General features: G+C 68.9%; 13 protein-coding genes. 8 read left to right on the top strand and 5 right to left on the bottom strand.

All coding sequences use genetic code 11. The annotated features are described in order from the left end of the window. Window positions 1-49 precede the first annotated feature (49 nt). The gene (locus ACSMFO_RS25220) at window positions 50-1,153 is read right to left on the bottom strand and encodes a YihY/virulence factor BrkB family protein (protein WP_436460734.1); all 1,104 of its coding nucleotides are present in this window, start codon (window positions 1,151-1,153) and stop codon (window positions 50-52) included. 264 nt (window positions 1,154-1,417) lie between these two features. Here ACSMFO_RS25220 and ACSMFO_RS25215 point away from each other — a divergent pair, with 264 nt between their 5' ends. From ACSMFO_RS25215 to ACSMFO_RS25195, 5 genes are all read left to right on the top strand, one after another. Further along, entirely contained in the window at window positions 1,418-3,172 is a 1,755-nt protein-coding gene (locus ACSMFO_RS25215) for a DEAD/DEAH box helicase (RefSeq protein ID WP_436460733.1), read from the top strand. A 325-nt stretch (window positions 3,173-3,497) separates the two neighbouring features. Then, the gene (locus tag ACSMFO_RS25210; RefSeq protein ID WP_436460732.1) at window positions 3,498-4,631 is read left to right on the top strand and encodes a sugar ABC transporter substrate-binding protein; all 1,134 of its coding nucleotides are present in this window, start codon (window positions 3,498-3,500) and stop codon (window positions 4,629-4,631) included. Between the two features lie 79 nt (window positions 4,632-4,710). Then, window positions 4,711-5,484, top strand: a complete 774-nt coding sequence (locus ACSMFO_RS25205; protein WP_005164482.1) for an ATP-binding cassette domain-containing protein — start codon at window positions 4,711-4,713, stop codon at window positions 5,482-5,484. A gap of 23 nt (window positions 5,485-5,507) precedes the next feature. Further along, complete coding sequence (locus ACSMFO_RS25200) at window positions 5,508-6,968, top strand: sugar ABC transporter permease (RefSeq protein WP_038515845.1); 1,461 nt, start codon at window positions 5,508-5,510, stop codon at window positions 6,966-6,968. Between the two features lie 11 nt (window positions 6,969-6,979). Next, window positions 6,980-8,161 carry an ROK family protein gene (locus ACSMFO_RS25195; RefSeq protein ID WP_436460731.1) on the top strand — a complete coding sequence of 394 codons (1,182 nt, stop codon included), beginning with the start codon at window positions 6,980-6,982 and terminating at the stop codon, window positions 8,159-8,161. A 57-nt stretch (window positions 8,162-8,218) separates the two neighbouring features. On the opposite strand, the gene ACSMFO_RS25190 is transcribed toward ACSMFO_RS25195, so the two are convergent. The 3 genes from ACSMFO_RS25190 to ACSMFO_RS25180 form a co-directional block, all read right to left on the bottom strand. Next, window positions 8,219-8,824, bottom strand: a complete 606-nt coding sequence (locus tag ACSMFO_RS25190; RefSeq protein WP_436460730.1) for a TetR/AcrR family transcriptional regulator — start codon at window positions 8,822-8,824, stop codon at window positions 8,219-8,221. After that, window positions 8,805-9,668, bottom strand: a complete 864-nt coding sequence (locus tag ACSMFO_RS25185; RefSeq protein WP_436460729.1) for an alpha/beta fold hydrolase — start codon at window positions 9,666-9,668, stop codon at window positions 8,805-8,807. Before ACSMFO_RS25185 ends, ACSMFO_RS25190 begins: the two co-directional genes overlap by 20 nt. Before the next feature lie 241 nt (window positions 9,669-9,909). Then, window positions 9,910-10,089, bottom strand: coding sequence for a DUF7455 domain-containing protein (locus ACSMFO_RS25180; RefSeq protein ID WP_016332937.1), 180 nt, complete (start codon window positions 10,087-10,089; stop codon window positions 9,910-9,912). 339 nt (window positions 10,090-10,428) lie between these two features. On the opposite strand from ACSMFO_RS25180, the gene ACSMFO_RS25175 reads away from it, so the two are divergent. The 3 genes from ACSMFO_RS25175 to ACSMFO_RS25165 are packed head-to-tail and all read left to right on the top strand — an operon-like array spanning window position 10,429 to window position 12,354. Further along, entirely contained in the window at window positions 10,429-11,223 is a 795-nt protein-coding gene (locus tag ACSMFO_RS25175; RefSeq protein ID WP_436460850.1) for an EamA family transporter, read from the top strand. Between the two features lie 46 nt (window positions 11,224-11,269). Continuing rightward, complete coding sequence (locus ACSMFO_RS25170) at window positions 11,270-11,686, top strand: GNAT family N-acetyltransferase (RefSeq protein ID WP_038515839.1); 417 nt, start codon at window positions 11,270-11,272, stop codon at window positions 11,684-11,686. After that, entirely contained in the window at window positions 11,686-12,354 is a 669-nt protein-coding gene (locus tag ACSMFO_RS25165; protein ID WP_436460849.1) for a DUF6885 family protein, read from the top strand. The genes ACSMFO_RS25170 and ACSMFO_RS25165 overlap by 1 nt, the downstream gene beginning before the upstream one ends. On the opposite strand, the gene ACSMFO_RS25160 is transcribed toward ACSMFO_RS25165, so the two are convergent. Next, window positions 12,329-13,768, bottom strand: a complete 1,440-nt coding sequence (locus ACSMFO_RS25160; RefSeq protein WP_436460848.1) for an APC family permease — start codon at window positions 13,766-13,768, stop codon at window positions 12,329-12,331. The genes ACSMFO_RS25165 and ACSMFO_RS25160 overlap by 26 nt on opposite strands. Window positions 13,769-14,092 lie beyond the last annotated feature (324 nt).

Genomic DNA, 14,092 nt, shown 5'->3' with positions numbered 1-14,092 from the left:
GATTCACACCACGGGTGGAATCGGAGTACGACTTCGGGATGAGGTTCCCTCAGCTTCGCCGTTCGGACACCTGATCGGCTTCGCCCTGCGTTTCCTCGTTCACCGATTGTTCTGATTCGGTATCGCCGTTCTGGCGGGGACGGCGGAGCGGGACGGTCGTCCGTTCCCACAGTTTGCGCCCCTCTTCGGCACGGATCCGTTCGCTGGCGCGTTCCATTTCCAGCCGCCGCCATTTCCGGCGCTGGCGTTTCGTCGCCTTGGCGGGCCACAGTTCCTGGATCGCGCTGTTGAAGTACGCGCCGCCGACCACCGCGAGCCCGATGAAGAACATCAGCAACAGGAACGCGATCGGCGCGGCGAGCGCGCCGTAGGTGTAGCCGGTCTTGGTGATCCAGTTCAGGTAGATCCGCAGCCCGATGCTGGAGAGCAGGAACACGACCATGGCGAGCATCGCGCCCGGCAGCCCGCGGTGCCACGGCAGCCTGCGCGGCAGGGCCAGCTTGTACAGCGTCGTCAGCGCCAGCACGATCATCACGGCCAGCACCGGGTAGTACAGCGTGCCGACCCAGTACGAGACCGTGCCGCGCCAGTCGGTGGGGAAGAACTGGGGGAGCAGGTCCGGTCCGATCGCCAGCAGCGGCAGCCCGACCACCAGGATGACCAGCCCGGCCAGGTACAGCAGGAGCGCGAAGATCCGCTGCCAGACGTCGTTGCGGACGCCGTACTGGTCGTGCGCGACGGTGATCGCGTCGACGAACGACGACATCGCCGACGAACCGGCCCACAGGGAGATCAGGAAGCCGACGGAGACGATCTCGCCCTTGCCGACGAACAGGATGCTGTTGACCGTGGGCTCGATGATGTCGTGGACGGCGTTGTCGCTGAAGATCGTCTTGCTGAAGGTGATGATCCGGTCGTGGACCGCGGTCACGACCTCCTGGCCGAACCAGTCGCCGACGAAACCGAGGCAACCGAGGAGTCCGAGCAGCAGCGGCGGCAGCGACAACGTCTGCCAGAACGCGGCTTCGGCGGCTTCGGAGAAGATGTTGCCGTCCCACGCCTTGCTGAGCGTGCGGCTGAGCAGGCGCAACGGCCCCCTGCGGCCCTTCGCGACCTCGGCGGCCGTGTCGGGACGGCCGTTCTCCTCGCTCATGCAGCTCCTCCGCCGGCGCCGAGCGCCCTTGACGGTGTCCAGCATGGTCCATGCCGCGCCATTCGGCTCGCCACCCCTGGGTTTTCGGGTGAGTAAACCGACAACGGGGGTGGCGCTTCCCGCGTTCCACGGGGCTCCGAGGTAGGCTCTTCGGAGTGCCCTCACCTCAGGCGCCGGCGTCGCGGCCGGATACCCAAGTGGGGGTTTTCGCTTGTGTCAGGGTGGATGACCAGGCGTTTCGAGTGAGGGAGGAGGGGGACCTGCATGTCGGAAACCGTTGAACGCGATCGAGGCGAGCTGGGCGCGCCTCCCGCCGCGAAGGACAGCACGGCCCGCCCGCTGCGTGCCTGGCAGCGGCGAGCGCTGACGAAGTACCTCACGAAGAAACCGCAGGACTTCCTGGCCGTGGCGACGCCGGGCGCGGGCAAGACGGTGTTCGGTCTCCGGATCGCCGCCGAGCTGCTGAGCGACCGGACCGTCGAGAAGATCACCATCGTCGCGCCGACCGAGCACCTGAAGCACCAGTGGGCCGCCTCGGCCGCGGCCGCCGGTATCGCGATCGATTCGAACTTCCGCAACGGCACCGGTGTCACCTCGCGTGACTACCAAGGTGTCGCGGTCACCTACGCGCAGGTCGCCGCGCATCCGACGCTGCACCGCGTGCGCACCGAGAACCGCAAGACCCTGGTCATCCTGGACGAGATCCACCACGGCGGTGACGCGAAATCGTGGGGCGACGCGATCCGCGAGGCGTTCACGCCCGCCGTCCGCCGTCTCGCGCTCACCGGGACGCCGTTCCGCAGCGACGACTCGCCGATCCCGTTCGTCAGCTACGAGGCCGACGGCTCGGGTTTCCAGCGCAGCAAGGCCGACCATTCGTACGGCTACGCCGACGCGCTCGCCGACGGCGTGGTCCGGCCGGTCGTCTTCCTCGCCTACTCGGGTGAGGCCTCCTGGCGCACCAGCGCTGGGGAGGAGTTCACCGCGCGGCTCGGCGAGCCGCTGACCGCCGAGCAGAACGCGCGGGCCTGGCGTACGGCGCTCGACCCGGCCGGCGAGTGGATCCCGTCGGTGCTGCAGGCCGCGGACACGCGTCTCGCGCAGCTGCGGGCCAACGGCATCCCGGACGCGGGCGGTCTGGTGATCGCCACCGACCAGGACTCGGCGCGCGCCTACGCCAAGATCCTGGAGCGCATCTCCGGCCAGAACCCGACGGTCGTCCTCTCCGACGACCCCAAGGCGTCCGGGCGGATCAAGGAGTTCTCCGACTCGACCGACCGCTGGCTCGTCGCGGTCCGGATGGTGTCCGAAGGCGTCGACGTCCCGCGTCTCGCCGTCGGTGTCTACGCCACGAGCGCGTCGACCCCGCTGTTCTTCGCGCAGGCCATCGGCCGGTACGTGCGTTCGCGCAAACCCGGCGAGACGGCTTCGGTCTTCCTGCCGAGCGTGCCGGTGCTGCTGGAACTGGCCAGCGAGCTGGAGGCGCAGCGCGACCACGTCCTCGGCAAGCCCCACCGCGAGAAGGAGGGCTGGGACGACGAACTCCTGGCCCAGGCCAACCGCACCGAGGACGAACCGGGCGAGGAGGAGAAGGCGTTCACCTCGCTGGGCGCCTCCGCCGAGCTCGACCAGGTCATCTACGACGGCAACTCGTTCGGCACCGCGGTGTTCTCCGGCTCCGACGAGGAACAGGAGTACCTCGGCCTGCCGGGGCTGCTGGAGCCGGACCAGGTCCGCGCCCTGCTGCGGAAGCGGCAGGAGGAGCAGCTCTCCGACGAGAAGCGGCGCAAGCCCAAGGCCGAGGAGGCGGCGCCGGTCGCGCGGCCGCAGTCGGTCAGCGAGCGGCTCGGCAGCCTGCGCAAGGAGCTGAACGCGCTGGTGGGCGTGCACCATCACCGGACGAAGAAGCCGCACGGCGCGATCCACAACGAACTGCGCCGCGTCTGCGGCGGTCCGCCGACCGCGATGGCTTCGGTGGAGCAGCTGGAAGAGCGGATCGTCACCCTGCGTTCCTGGTGACCGCTCTCGAGCAAGCGCTATGAAAGGTCCTTTCCTTGCAAAATTTGCAAGGAAAGGACCTTTCATAGCATTCGGGGGCGGAGAACCGGAGCTGCGCTGATCACGCTCAGTGAGTGGTGGCGGTCACACCGTCAGCGCACCTAGACTTCGTACGTCTTGCTACGGCCACGTTGCCAAACCGTGTCCATTTGATGAGGCTTAATCGATTCAGCCGTCTTCCGCGAAACCCGTTCGGCGGCATATGTTGTCGCCCACAACATATGCGCGATGGTGCGACCGGTCCTCCAGGATCGCCGCCCGCGAGCAAGATCCGGAAGGACAGAGGATGCGCAGCAGAACCCTTACCCTCCTCGCCGCGACGGTGGGCGCCGGCCTGGTGCTCTCCGCCTGTGGCGCCAACACCGCCGACTCGGGCAGTGGTAACTCCTCGCAGTCCGCACCCGCCCCCGGCGGTGCCGCCGCCGGTGGCAAGGTCGGCGTCATCCTGCCGGAGACCGCCACCTCCGCGCGCTGGGAGTCCTTCGACAAGCCGTTCCTGACCAAGGCGCTCAAGGACGCGGGCTTCGACGCCGACGTCCAGAACGCCCAGGGCGACGTCCAGAAGTTCACCACGCTGGCCGACGGCATGATCGCGCAGAACGTCAAGGTCCTGATCATCGCCGCCATCAACGGCGAGGTCGGCGGGGCGGTCGCCCGCAAGGCGCAGGCCGCGGGCATCCCGACGATCGACTACGACCGCCTCAACCTCGGCGGCAGCTCGGACTACTACGTCTCGTTCGACAACGAGAAGGTCGGCCAGCTCCAGGGCCAGGGCCTCGCCGACGCGCTGAAGGACAAGAAGGGCGCCGAGGTCGTCATGATCGAGGGTGCCCCGACCGACAACAACGCGACGCTCTTCGCCAACGGCCAGAAGTCCGTCCTGCAGCCGAAGTTCGCCAGCGGCGACCTGAAGCTCGTGCGCGAGCAGGCCATCGACAACTGGGACAACCAGAAGGGCGGCCAGACCTTCGAGCAGATCCTGACCGACAACAAGGGCAGGGTCGACGGCGTCGTCGCCGCGAACGACGGTCTCGCCGGCGCGGTCATCACCGTGCTGAAGAAGAACGGCCTCAACGGCAAGGTCCCGGTCACCGGCCAGGACGCCACCGCGGACGGCCTCATGGCGATCCTGCGCGGCGACCAGTACATGACCGTCTTCAAGCCCATCAAGGAAGAGGCCGAGGCCGCGGCGAAGCTCGCCGTCCTGCTGGCCAAGGGCGACAAGGCGGGCGCCGACGCGCTGGCCACCGGCAAGGCGAAGGACCCGAAGGGCAACCGCGAGGTCAAGTCCGTGCTCCTCGAGCCGAAGCTGACCACCAAGGAAGGCGTCAAGGAGGTCGTGACGCAGGGCTACGTCAAGGCGGCCGAGATCTGCGGCGGCGACCTGGCCGCGGCGTGCACGCAGCTCGGTATCTCCTGACCCGTTAAATCCAGACGACCGGGCCGGTGCGTTCCCCCGACGGAGCGCACCGGCCCGGTACCCAGCCGGGAGAACCCCCATGAGTGAACCCATCCTCGAACTGAAGCAGCTGAACAAGAGCTTCGGGCCGGTCCACGTCCTCCACGACGTGGACTTCAACGTGCGCGCCGGCGAGGTCACCGCGCTGGTCGGCGACAACGGTGCCGGTAAGTCCACTTTGGTCAAGTCGATCGCCGGGATCCACGGCTACGACTCGGGAACGGTGACGTTCCAGGGCAAGCAGGTGAACATCCACGGCCCGCGCGACGCCGCCGATCTGGGCATCGAGGTCGTCTACCAGGACCTCGCGCTCGCCGAGAACCTCGACATCGTGCAGAACATGTTCCTCGGCCGGGAACGCGGCAGCAAATGGCTGCTCGACGAGGCCAGCATGGAGAAGGCCGCCCGCGAGACGCTCGCCTCGCTTTCGGTCCGCACCGTGAAATCCGTCCGCACGCCCGTTTCGGCCCTCTCGGGCGGGCAGCGGCAGACCGTCGCGATCGCGAAATCCGTGCTGTGGGACTCGAAGGTCGTCCTGCTCGACGAGCCGACCGCCGCGCTCGGTGTCGCGCAGACCCGTCAGGTGCTCGACCTCGTCCGCCGTCTCGCCGAACAGGGCCTCGGTGTGGTGCTGATCAGCCACAACATGGCCGACGTCTTCGAGGTCGCCGACCGGATCGCGGTGCTCTACCTCGGCCGTCTCGTCGCCGAGGTGCACACCAAGGACGTCACCCACGGCCAGGTCGTGGAACTGATCACCGCCGGTCGCTCCGGCGACCTCGGCCTTGCCCGCCCCGAAGCCGCCGTCCTCTGAGCAGAGGCGAGAAAGAACCGGAAATGACTGAGACACCTGCAAAGCCCGCCTCGCCGGAGGGGGGCAAGTCGGCGGCCGCCGCGCTCAACCCGTCGGCGGCCATCACGGACTTCGGCATCGACACGACATCGATGTCGACGCGCGAAGCCGTCGGCGACTACTTCTCCCGGCTCAAGGCCGGACAGCTGGGTTCGCTCCCGGCGCTGCTCGGCCTGCTCGTGCTGGTGATCGTGTTCGCCTCGCTGTCGGACACCTTCCTGACGATGAACAACATCGCGAACCTGATGGCGCAAGGCGCCGGCAAGGCGATCATCGCGATGGGCATCGTGTTCGTGCTGCTGCTCGGCGAGATCGACCTGTCCGCGGGTACCGCGTCCGGCGTCACCGCCGCGGTGCTGGCGATGCACTACGTGCGCAACGGAAACCTGTTGGGCGGCATGGGGAACGGCGTGTTCATCGCGTTCCTGGTCGTCCTCGCCATCGCCGCCCTGCTCGGCGTGATCCTGCGGATCTGGGCGGGTGTCGGATTCGCCGTGCTCGCCATCGCGCTCGTGCTTTCGGGAACCGCGGCCAACGCGTGGATCGAGATGCTGCTCGCGATCTCCGTCGGCGGCGCGATCGGTGTCCTCACCGGCTTCCTCGTCTCGAAGATCGGCATGCCCTCGTTCGTCGTGACGCTGGCGCTCTTCCTCGCCTGGCAGGGTGTCATCCTCCAGTTCATCGGTGAGGGCGGCACGCTCGGCATCAGCACCTCCGACGTGCTGTTCAAGGTCGCCAACGGCAATCTGTCCACTGTGGGCAGCTGGGTCCTGTTCCTGATCGCCGCCGGTGGTTTCGCCGCGGTGACCTTGGGCCAGCACTTCTCGCGGCTCAAGCGCGGCCTGGTCACCCAGCCGACACCGATGGTGCTGTTCAAGGTCGGCGCGATCGGCGTGGTCGCCGCGATCGCGACCTATCTGCTCACGCTGAACCGCGCGCCGAACCCGAACATCGTCATCTCCGGCGTCCCGTACGTCGTGCCGATCGTGCTCGGCCTGCTGGTGCTCGGCACCTACGTGCTCAACCGCACGCAGTACGGCCGCCACATCTACGCCGTCGGCGGCAACCGCGAGGCGGCCCGCCGCGCCGGTATCAACGTCGAGAAGATCCGCGCCTCGGTGTTCGTCATCTGCTCGGCGGTGGCGGCGGTCGGCGCGATCGTCTACTCGTCGAAGGTCGGTTCGGTCGACCCGCAGGCCGGTGGCCTCAACACGCTGCTGTTCGCGGTCGGCGCCGCCGTCATCGGTGGTACGTCGCTGTTCGGCGGCAAGGGCCGGGTCGTCGACGCGGTGATCGGTGGTCTCGTGCTGGCGGTCGTCGAGAACGCGCTGGGCCTGCTGAAGCAGTCGGCGGCGGTGGTCAACATCGTCACCGGTCTGGTGCTGCTTCTCGCGGCCACGGTGGACGCGCTGTCCCGGCGCCGCGCGGCTGCGTCGCCGCGCTGAGTCCGCATGGAATGATGAAGCCCGTGACCAGCACACCCGTTGCACGACCAGACGAGGTGCGCAGGCACAACCGCACGACCTTGCTCCGGTTGCTGCACGTCAGCGGCCCGAGCACCAGGGCGACCCTCGCCACCGAGCTGGGGCTCAACCGCAGCACCATCAAGACCCTCGTCGACGGCCTCGCGGAAGCGGGGGTCGTCGAGGAGCGGGTCCCGAGGCCGGGACGAGGGGCGGGCCGCCCTTCGCTCCTGGTCCTGCCGCAGCCGCACGCGGCGGTGGTGCTCGCGGTCGATCTCCAGGTCGAACACGTGGCGATCGCGCTGGTCGGGTTCGGCGGCCAGATCCTCGGGCGCAACAGCTGGAACCTCCACGGCCGGATGCGCGAGGCCGACGAGGTGATCACGCACGTGATCGAGTCGACCACCGTGCTGGCCGGCGACCTCGGCGTACAGCCGATCGCCGCGGGCGTGTCCGTGCCCGGCGTCGTCCGCCGGGCCGACGGGCACGTCCACGAGGCCCCCAACCTGCGCTGGACCGACGTGGCGCTCGGGGAACGGCTCGGCGGTGTGCTGCGCATCCCCATCCTGGTCGGCAACGACGCCGAACTAGGCGCCATCGCCGAACACCTGCGCGGCGCCGCGCGGGGTTCCTCCGACGCCGTGTACGTCTCCGCCGACGTCGGTGTCGGGGGCGGGATCATCGCGGACGGCTCGTCGCTGCGCGGCGGCGCGGGCTACGTCGGCGAGATCGGGCACATGGCGATCCGGCCGGGCGGCCGTCCCTGCTACTGCGGGTCCAGCGGCTGCTGGGAGACCGAGGTCGGCGAGGCGGCGCTGTGCCGCGCCCTCGACCTGCCCGAGGACACCCCGCGCGGGGCGATCCTGTTCGAGCTGCGCGAGCTGGGCCGGGATCCGCACGCGGCCGAGGAACGGCTCTCGGAGTTCGCGGAATGGCTGACGCTGGGCCTGGTGAACGTGGTCAACCTGCTCGGCCCGCAGCTGGTGGTGCTGGGCGACCTGCTCACCGTGCTGCCCGATTCGGTCGTGAAGTCGGTGGCGGCCGAGGTCCGGCGGCGGAGCCTGGTCAGCCGGGCCGTCGGCGGGACGCAGATCGTGAGTTCGGCGCTCGGGGCGGACGTGAAGCTGCTGGGTGCGGCCGAGGCGGCGTTCGAAATGATCCTGGACACCGTGTAGTTCGCATTTAGTCCTCTGGATGCGGTAGTTGCACACGCAAGGACCGCATCCAGAGGACTAAATGCGTTCTGTCACGAGGCCGGACAGCAGGGCCACCAGGGCGGCCAGGGCTTTCTCCTTCGCGGCTTCGCGGTCTTCCGCGTGCGCGATCATCAGCGCGGCCTCCGCGCAGGCGCTCAGCACCAGTTGCGCCAGCTCCGGGATGGGCGCGTCGATCAGCAGCCCGTCCGCCGCGGCGGACTCCAGGATCTCCGTGATCAAGCCCAGCCCGTACCGGTTCTCCAGCTCACGCCATTCCTGCCAGCCGAGGACGGAGACGGCGTCGGTGAGCGCGATCCGCACCACCTCGGGCCGCAGGCACAGGTCCAGGAACCGGCTCAGCACCCCGAGCGCCCCCGTCCACGGGTCGCCCGCGGCGCCCAGGACGGTCTTCAGATCCTCGGTGATCTCCGTTTCGATCTGCTCGATCACGGCACGGAACAGCCCCTGTTTGTCCCCGAAGTGGTGATACAGCGCGCCGCGGGTGACACCCGCCGCCCGGACGATCTCGTCGGCGGGCACGGCGGCGTAACCCTGGTCGGCGAACAGCGTCCGCGCCGCCGTGATCAACGCGGCCTGCGTCGATTGCGAGCGTTCGGTCTGGCTACGTCGTGGCGTGGGCACGCAGGAATTCCACCATCATGCCGCTCAGCCGCTCCGGCTGGTCCTCCGGCACGAAGGCGTAGGAGTCCTCGATCGTCTCCAGTTCGGCGTTCGGCAGGACCCCGGCGAGCTTGCGGCCCAGCCACAACGGGAAGTGCCGGTCTTCGGGTGCCCAGGCCAGCAGTACGGGCTTGGTGAAGGCGGGCAGCCGCTCGGCGGCGGTCAGGGTGTAGCGGTTGTCGACGCTCGCCATGAACCGGCGCAGATCGTCGCGGATCTCCGCGCTCCGGCGGCTGGGCAGCAGATAGGCGTCGAGGATGTGGCCCGGGACCGGGTGTTTGGCCAGCCAGAGGAAGTCGGTCGTCTTCAGCAGCCACCGCCAGCGCAGCGCCGCGGTCACCAGCCCGACACCGCCGGGGATCCGGGCGAGCGGGCTCAGACCCGCGAACAACGGCGGCAGGAAGCGTTCGAAGGAGTCCGACGGGGTCAGCACGACCCGGCCCACCCGTTCCGGACGCGTGGTCATGAGCAGTTGCGTCAGCGCGCCGCCGGTGTCGTTCGCGACCACGGTGACGTCGGTCAGGTCGAGCGCTTCGAGGAACCGCGCGATGAGCGCCGCGACCCCGGGCGGGCTCAGGTCGGCGCGGGGGACCGGGATCTCGTGCGAACCCAGTGGCCAGTCCGGGGTCAGGCAGCGGAAGCCCACGTCGGCGACGGCGGGGGCCACCTTGCGCCAGAGCAGGCCGTTGGTGAGGAGTCCGTGCACGAACACCACGGGAGGGCCTTCGCCGCGGTCGCGGTAGCGGATGCGGGCGTCGCCGAGATCCACGTCGCGTGTCTCGCCCAAGAGGTCGTAGGTCGTCATGGCAGCCAACATACATTCTGTCTGTATGTTTTTGGAAGACGTCGAGGGCTGGCGCTCAGGTGAGTTTCTTGGTCCGGATGTCCCCAATGTCGCATTGGAGACGCTCAGCGACACCAATGCGACATTGGGGACACCGAGCGAGGCGGCAGCAGGCGGAAACCAGGGCGGCCGCAGGCAAAAACAGGGCGGCCGGCTCTCTCCCTGGGGAGTAGCCGGCCGCCGGTGGTCGTGGACTGGTGGGTTACCGCTGAATGTCCGCGGACATTTCCTTGAGCTTCGTCTCGTGTGCGCGGGCGTGGTGACCACAGAAGAGCAACTCGCCACCGGTGCTGAGAATGGCTCGAACCTGGGCTGCAGCTCCACACCGGTCGCATCGGTCGGCAGCGGTCAGTTCGGGGCGGGTGAGCGTCGGTGAAGTCATTGGAGTCTCCCTCCGTCCCGGCACCGGTGGCCCGGTGCCATCGATCCAGCTACGACCACTTCGGCACTGATGCCGGCAACGTTCGTTCCCGGCCCCGCCGTGTTCGTGCTTCCACTCTTCCAGACGTTTGGCGACCCGCAAGTGTTCCCGTGCGGGTGTCTCATTTGTCACTGGTAATTACCTCGGATGCCGTAGCGTAATCACGCAACGTGGGAGAAGACTCCCCGCCGAAGGCTCTTTTCCCATGTCAGGCACCATGCTGGGGTGGGAATCGCAGTCGTCCGGAACCGTCTTCCGAGCGTGCCGTCGCCGATCTTGTTCGTTCTCAGCGGAATTTCGATGTACGCCGGTGCGGCCGTCGCCGTAGGTCTCTTTTCGGTCGCCTCCCCCGCGGGGGTGGCCTGGCTTCGCTGTCTCGGGGCGGCAGTGGTCCTTCTCGCGTGGCGCAGGCCACCTCGCTCGGCGTGGACCGGCCGCACGTTCCTGCTCGCGGGCGCCTTCGGCGTCGTCACCGCCGGGATGAACGTGCTCTTCTACGAGGCGATCGCGCGGCTGCCGCTGGGCACCGCGGTCGCCCTCGAGTTCACCGGGCCCGTGGTGGTGGCCGCGTTCGGCTCGCGGACCCGCCGCGACGTCTTCGCGCTGCTGCTGGTGGTGGCGGGCGTGGTCGCCATCGCGGACGTCCGGCTCGAAGGCAGCCTGCTCGGCGTGCTGTTCGCCCTCGGCGCGGCGGCCGCCTGGGCGGGCTACATCCTGCTCGGGAAGCGGGTCGCGGTCGGCGGGAACGGGATCGACGGGCTGGCCGTCGGGTTCGCGGTCGGCACCGTGGTGCTGTCGCCGCTGGCGCTCGGCACCGGCGCGGTGTGGGGTTCGCCACGTTTGGTGCTGCTCGGTGTCGGGGTGGGCGTGCTCGCCACCGTCGTGCCGTACGCGCTCGACCAAGTGGTCCTGCGCAAGGCCGGGCAGGCCCGGTTCGCGCTGCTGCTCGCGTTGCTGCCGGTCACGGCGGGCGTCATCGGCTTCCTCTGGCTCCGTCAGGTCCCGGCGCTGCCCGAGGCCCTCGGCACGCTGGCCGTCGTCGCCGGGGTCGCGCTGCGCTCTCCGGGGAAACGTGATGACTCGGCGCCCCTCTGAGCGGGATACTGAGCGGTCTGTGGCGCTTTCAGCACCGGGAGGACACGTGGCCGAGATCCGGCGGGCCGGCACCGTCGAGGAGGTCGTCGCCGCTCAGCACCTGTTCGACGGCCCCGCGCACCGTGAGGCGTCCGAGAAGTTCCTCGCGGGGGAGGAGAACCACCTCCTCATCGCCTACGAGGACGGCGAGCCCGCGGGGATGATCACCGGTACCGAGGTGACGCATCCGGACAAGGGCACCGAGATGTTCCTCAACGAACTCGACGTCAGCCCGGACTACCAGCGGCGCGGGATCGGCCGCGACCTCGTCGACGCGCTGGCCGGGATCGCGCGGGAGCGCGGCTGCCGGGGGATGTGGGTCGGGGTCGAAACGGACAACAAGGCCGCGTTGGCGACCTACACCTCGGCCGGGGCGTCGAACGACGGCCCGTTCATCATGCAGTCGTGGACGTTCGAAGACTGATGTCCTCCGGAATCGACGGCGACCGGACGGGACTGTCCGATCGCCGCTGGCTGCCAGGGGGCGAGCACCTCGTCGCCGTCGCGCGGGCCGAACTCCCGCAGCGGGACGGGCTCGCCGGTCCCTTCACGGCGTTGGCCGCCCTCCGCGCGGCGGGTTTCGACGTCGCGGGCCAGGACGAGGTCGCGGCGCTGGCGGGCACCACGCCGGAAGGACTGGCACGGGCGATCGGGACGTTGTCGGGCGGACGGCTCGTCGCCGTGCCCGCCACCGGGAACTGGGCACCGCACTCGGTGTTCATGCTCCTCGCGGCCCTGTGGCGGCTGCCGAGGGTCGCGTTGATCGCGGAGGTCGACCCGGCCGAATTCGGCGCGCACGACACCCCGGCGCGAGCGCTGCTCGACTACCTCGACACCGGTATCCCGCCGCTGTGGTCGTCGCGCTGGCGCCCGCCCGAGGGGCATTTCGTGCTGGCGGCCGGGATGCGCATCGGGGCCGAAGGCACTCTCGTGTCCATTATGGACGGTTATCCGTCCTTGGGGGACAACGGTTTGCACGACCAGCCGGTGGAGTGGGTGGCCGCCGCGCTGAAGCGGATGCTGGTCGTGGTGGACGACGGCGACGCCGAGGCCGCCGTCGCCGCGATCACGACGGCCGGTCTGTGGAGCTGAGTTCGTCCTTCGCGAAGCGGGAATGCTTGCGTCCGTAGAAGAGATAGATCAGCATGCCGAGGCCCAGCCATGCGGCGAACCGCAGCCACGTCATCACGTCCAGGTTCAGCATCAGGTAGAAGCACGCCAGCGCCGCCACGATGGGCAGATACGGCGAGAACGGCACGGTGAACGGACGTTCCAGGTCCGGGCGGCGTTTGCGCAGCACCGGGACGGCCAGCGCGACGATGATCATCGCCGACAGGGCGCCGATGCTGACCATGTCGGCGAGTTCGGAGATCGGGACGAACGCGGCCAGCACCGCGATCAGCACCGCGCCGGCGATGGTCATCCGGTGCGGGGTGCCCCAGCGCGGATGCGCCGTGCCGAACTTCTTCGGCAGCAGGCCGTCGCGGCCCATCGCGAAACCGATCCGGCCGATCGTCACCAGTTCCACCATCATCACCGACGTCAGCCCGGTGACCGCGCCGAGCGAGATCAGCGCGCCCACCCAGTGCTGCCCGACGCGGTCGAAGGCGTCGGCGAGCGGGGCGCCCGCGTCGATCTCGGCGAACGGCACCATCCCGGTCAGCACCAGCGAGACCCCGATGTAGAGCAGCGCGCAGACGCCGAGCGCGCCGAGGATGCCGACCCGCAGATCGCGTTTCGGGTTCACGGTCTCCTCACCGAGGTTGGCGAGCGCCTCGAAACCGGTGTAGGCGAAGAAGACGACGGCCGCGGCGGTCACCATCCCGGCGACGCCGTAGACGGACTGTTCGAGCCCGAGCGCGGCTTGCACGATCGGCTGATGCAGGGTTCCGGCGGTCTCCGTCGGCGGCTGCGCGGCGGGGATGAACGGGGTGAGGTTCTCGCCGCGGATGTAGAACACGCCGACCGCGAGGATCAGCACGCACACCGCGACCTTGACCAGCACGAGAAGGTTCGTCACCCGCGCCGATTCCTTGATCCCGACGACGGCGATCACGGTCAGCACGGCGATGATCACGACCGCGCCTATGTTGACCTTCGCGTCTTCGCCGAACCAGTCGGGGGAGAGCCCCATCAGATTCGCGAGATAGCCGGACCAGCCACGGGACACGACGGCCGCGCCGAGGGCGAACTCGAGCAGCAGGTCCCAGCCGATGATCCAGGCGAAGGTCTCGCCGAGGGTGGCGAACGCGTAGGTGTAGGCGCTTCCGGCCGTCGGCACGCTGGACGCGAGTTCGGCGTAGCAGAGGGCGGCCAGCCCGGCCACGACGGCGCCGAGCACGAACGACAGCGTGACCGACGGGCCCGCGTGGGTCTTCGCCTCGACCCCGGCGAGGGTGAAGATGCCGGTGCCGATGATGATGCCGACCCCGAACCCGATCAGGTCGCGCCCGTGCAGGCGGCGTTTCAGCTCACCGGAATCCTGCCGTTTCAGGACCTCGTCCACGTCCAGAGTTCGCCGCATGAAGGGTCACGCTAGAAGATCGCCGTCGACCTCGCAGATCGGTGGGATCGGTACAGCTGGTCGTGAGACCGCACTCACGTGATCAGGCACGTAACTCGCGTGATCAGAGGCGGAACACCCCGAGTGCGGCGTCCAATCACGCGAGTCACGTGCCTGATCACGTGAGTCACGCCTTGGCTCACGCCGCGCCTGTGTGCCTAGGGCGTGTCCTGTAAGTGATCTAGCTGGGGTTCGGTTGGATTGCGGGTGTGGTTGGTCGTGGTGAGTTGACGGATAAGGCATGGGCGGTGATCGAGCCGTTGCTGC

This window comes from Amycolatopsis sp. w19 (genome assembly GCF_051373225.1).
GTDB classification, from domain to species: Bacteria; Actinomycetota; Actinomycetes; order Mycobacteriales; family Pseudonocardiaceae; genus Amycolatopsis; species Amycolatopsis japonica.
This window is presented reverse-complemented; position numbering and strand designations above follow the sequence as displayed.

Excerpts from the sequence above, each read along its gene's own strand:
- ACSMFO_RS25210 (WP_436460732.1), top strand. The coding sequence starts at position 3,498 with ATGCGCAGCAGAACCCTTACCCTCCTCGCCGCGACGGTGGGCGCCGGC.
- ACSMFO_RS25185 (WP_436460729.1), bottom strand. The coding sequence starts at position 9,668 with ATGACGACCTACGACCTCTTGGGCGAGACACGCGACGTGGATCTCGGC.
- ACSMFO_RS25180 (WP_016332937.1), bottom strand. The coding sequence starts at position 10,089 with ATGACTTCACCGACGCTCACCCGCCCCGAACTGACCGCTGCCGACCGA.
- ACSMFO_RS25220 (WP_436460734.1), bottom strand. The coding sequence starts at position 1,153 with ATGAGCGAGGAGAACGGCCGTCCCGACACGGCCGCCGAGGTCGCGAAG.
- ACSMFO_RS25195 (WP_436460731.1), top strand. The coding sequence starts at position 6,980 with ATGATGAAGCCCGTGACCAGCACACCCGTTGCACGACCAGACGAGGTG.
- ACSMFO_RS25175 (WP_436460850.1), top strand. The coding sequence starts at position 10,429 with ATGTACGCCGGTGCGGCCGTCGCCGTAGGTCTCTTTTCGGTCGCCTCC.
- ACSMFO_RS25165 (WP_436460849.1), top strand. The coding sequence starts at position 11,686 with ATGTCCTCCGGAATCGACGGCGACCGGACGGGACTGTCCGATCGCCGC.
- ACSMFO_RS25205 (WP_005164482.1), top strand. The coding sequence starts at position 4,711 with ATGAGTGAACCCATCCTCGAACTGAAGCAGCTGAACAAGAGCTTCGGG.
- ACSMFO_RS25200 (WP_038515845.1), top strand. The coding sequence starts at position 5,508 with ATGACTGAGACACCTGCAAAGCCCGCCTCGCCGGAGGGGGGCAAGTCG.
- ACSMFO_RS25215 (WP_436460733.1), top strand. The coding sequence starts at position 1,418 with ATGTCGGAAACCGTTGAACGCGATCGAGGCGAGCTGGGCGCGCCTCCC.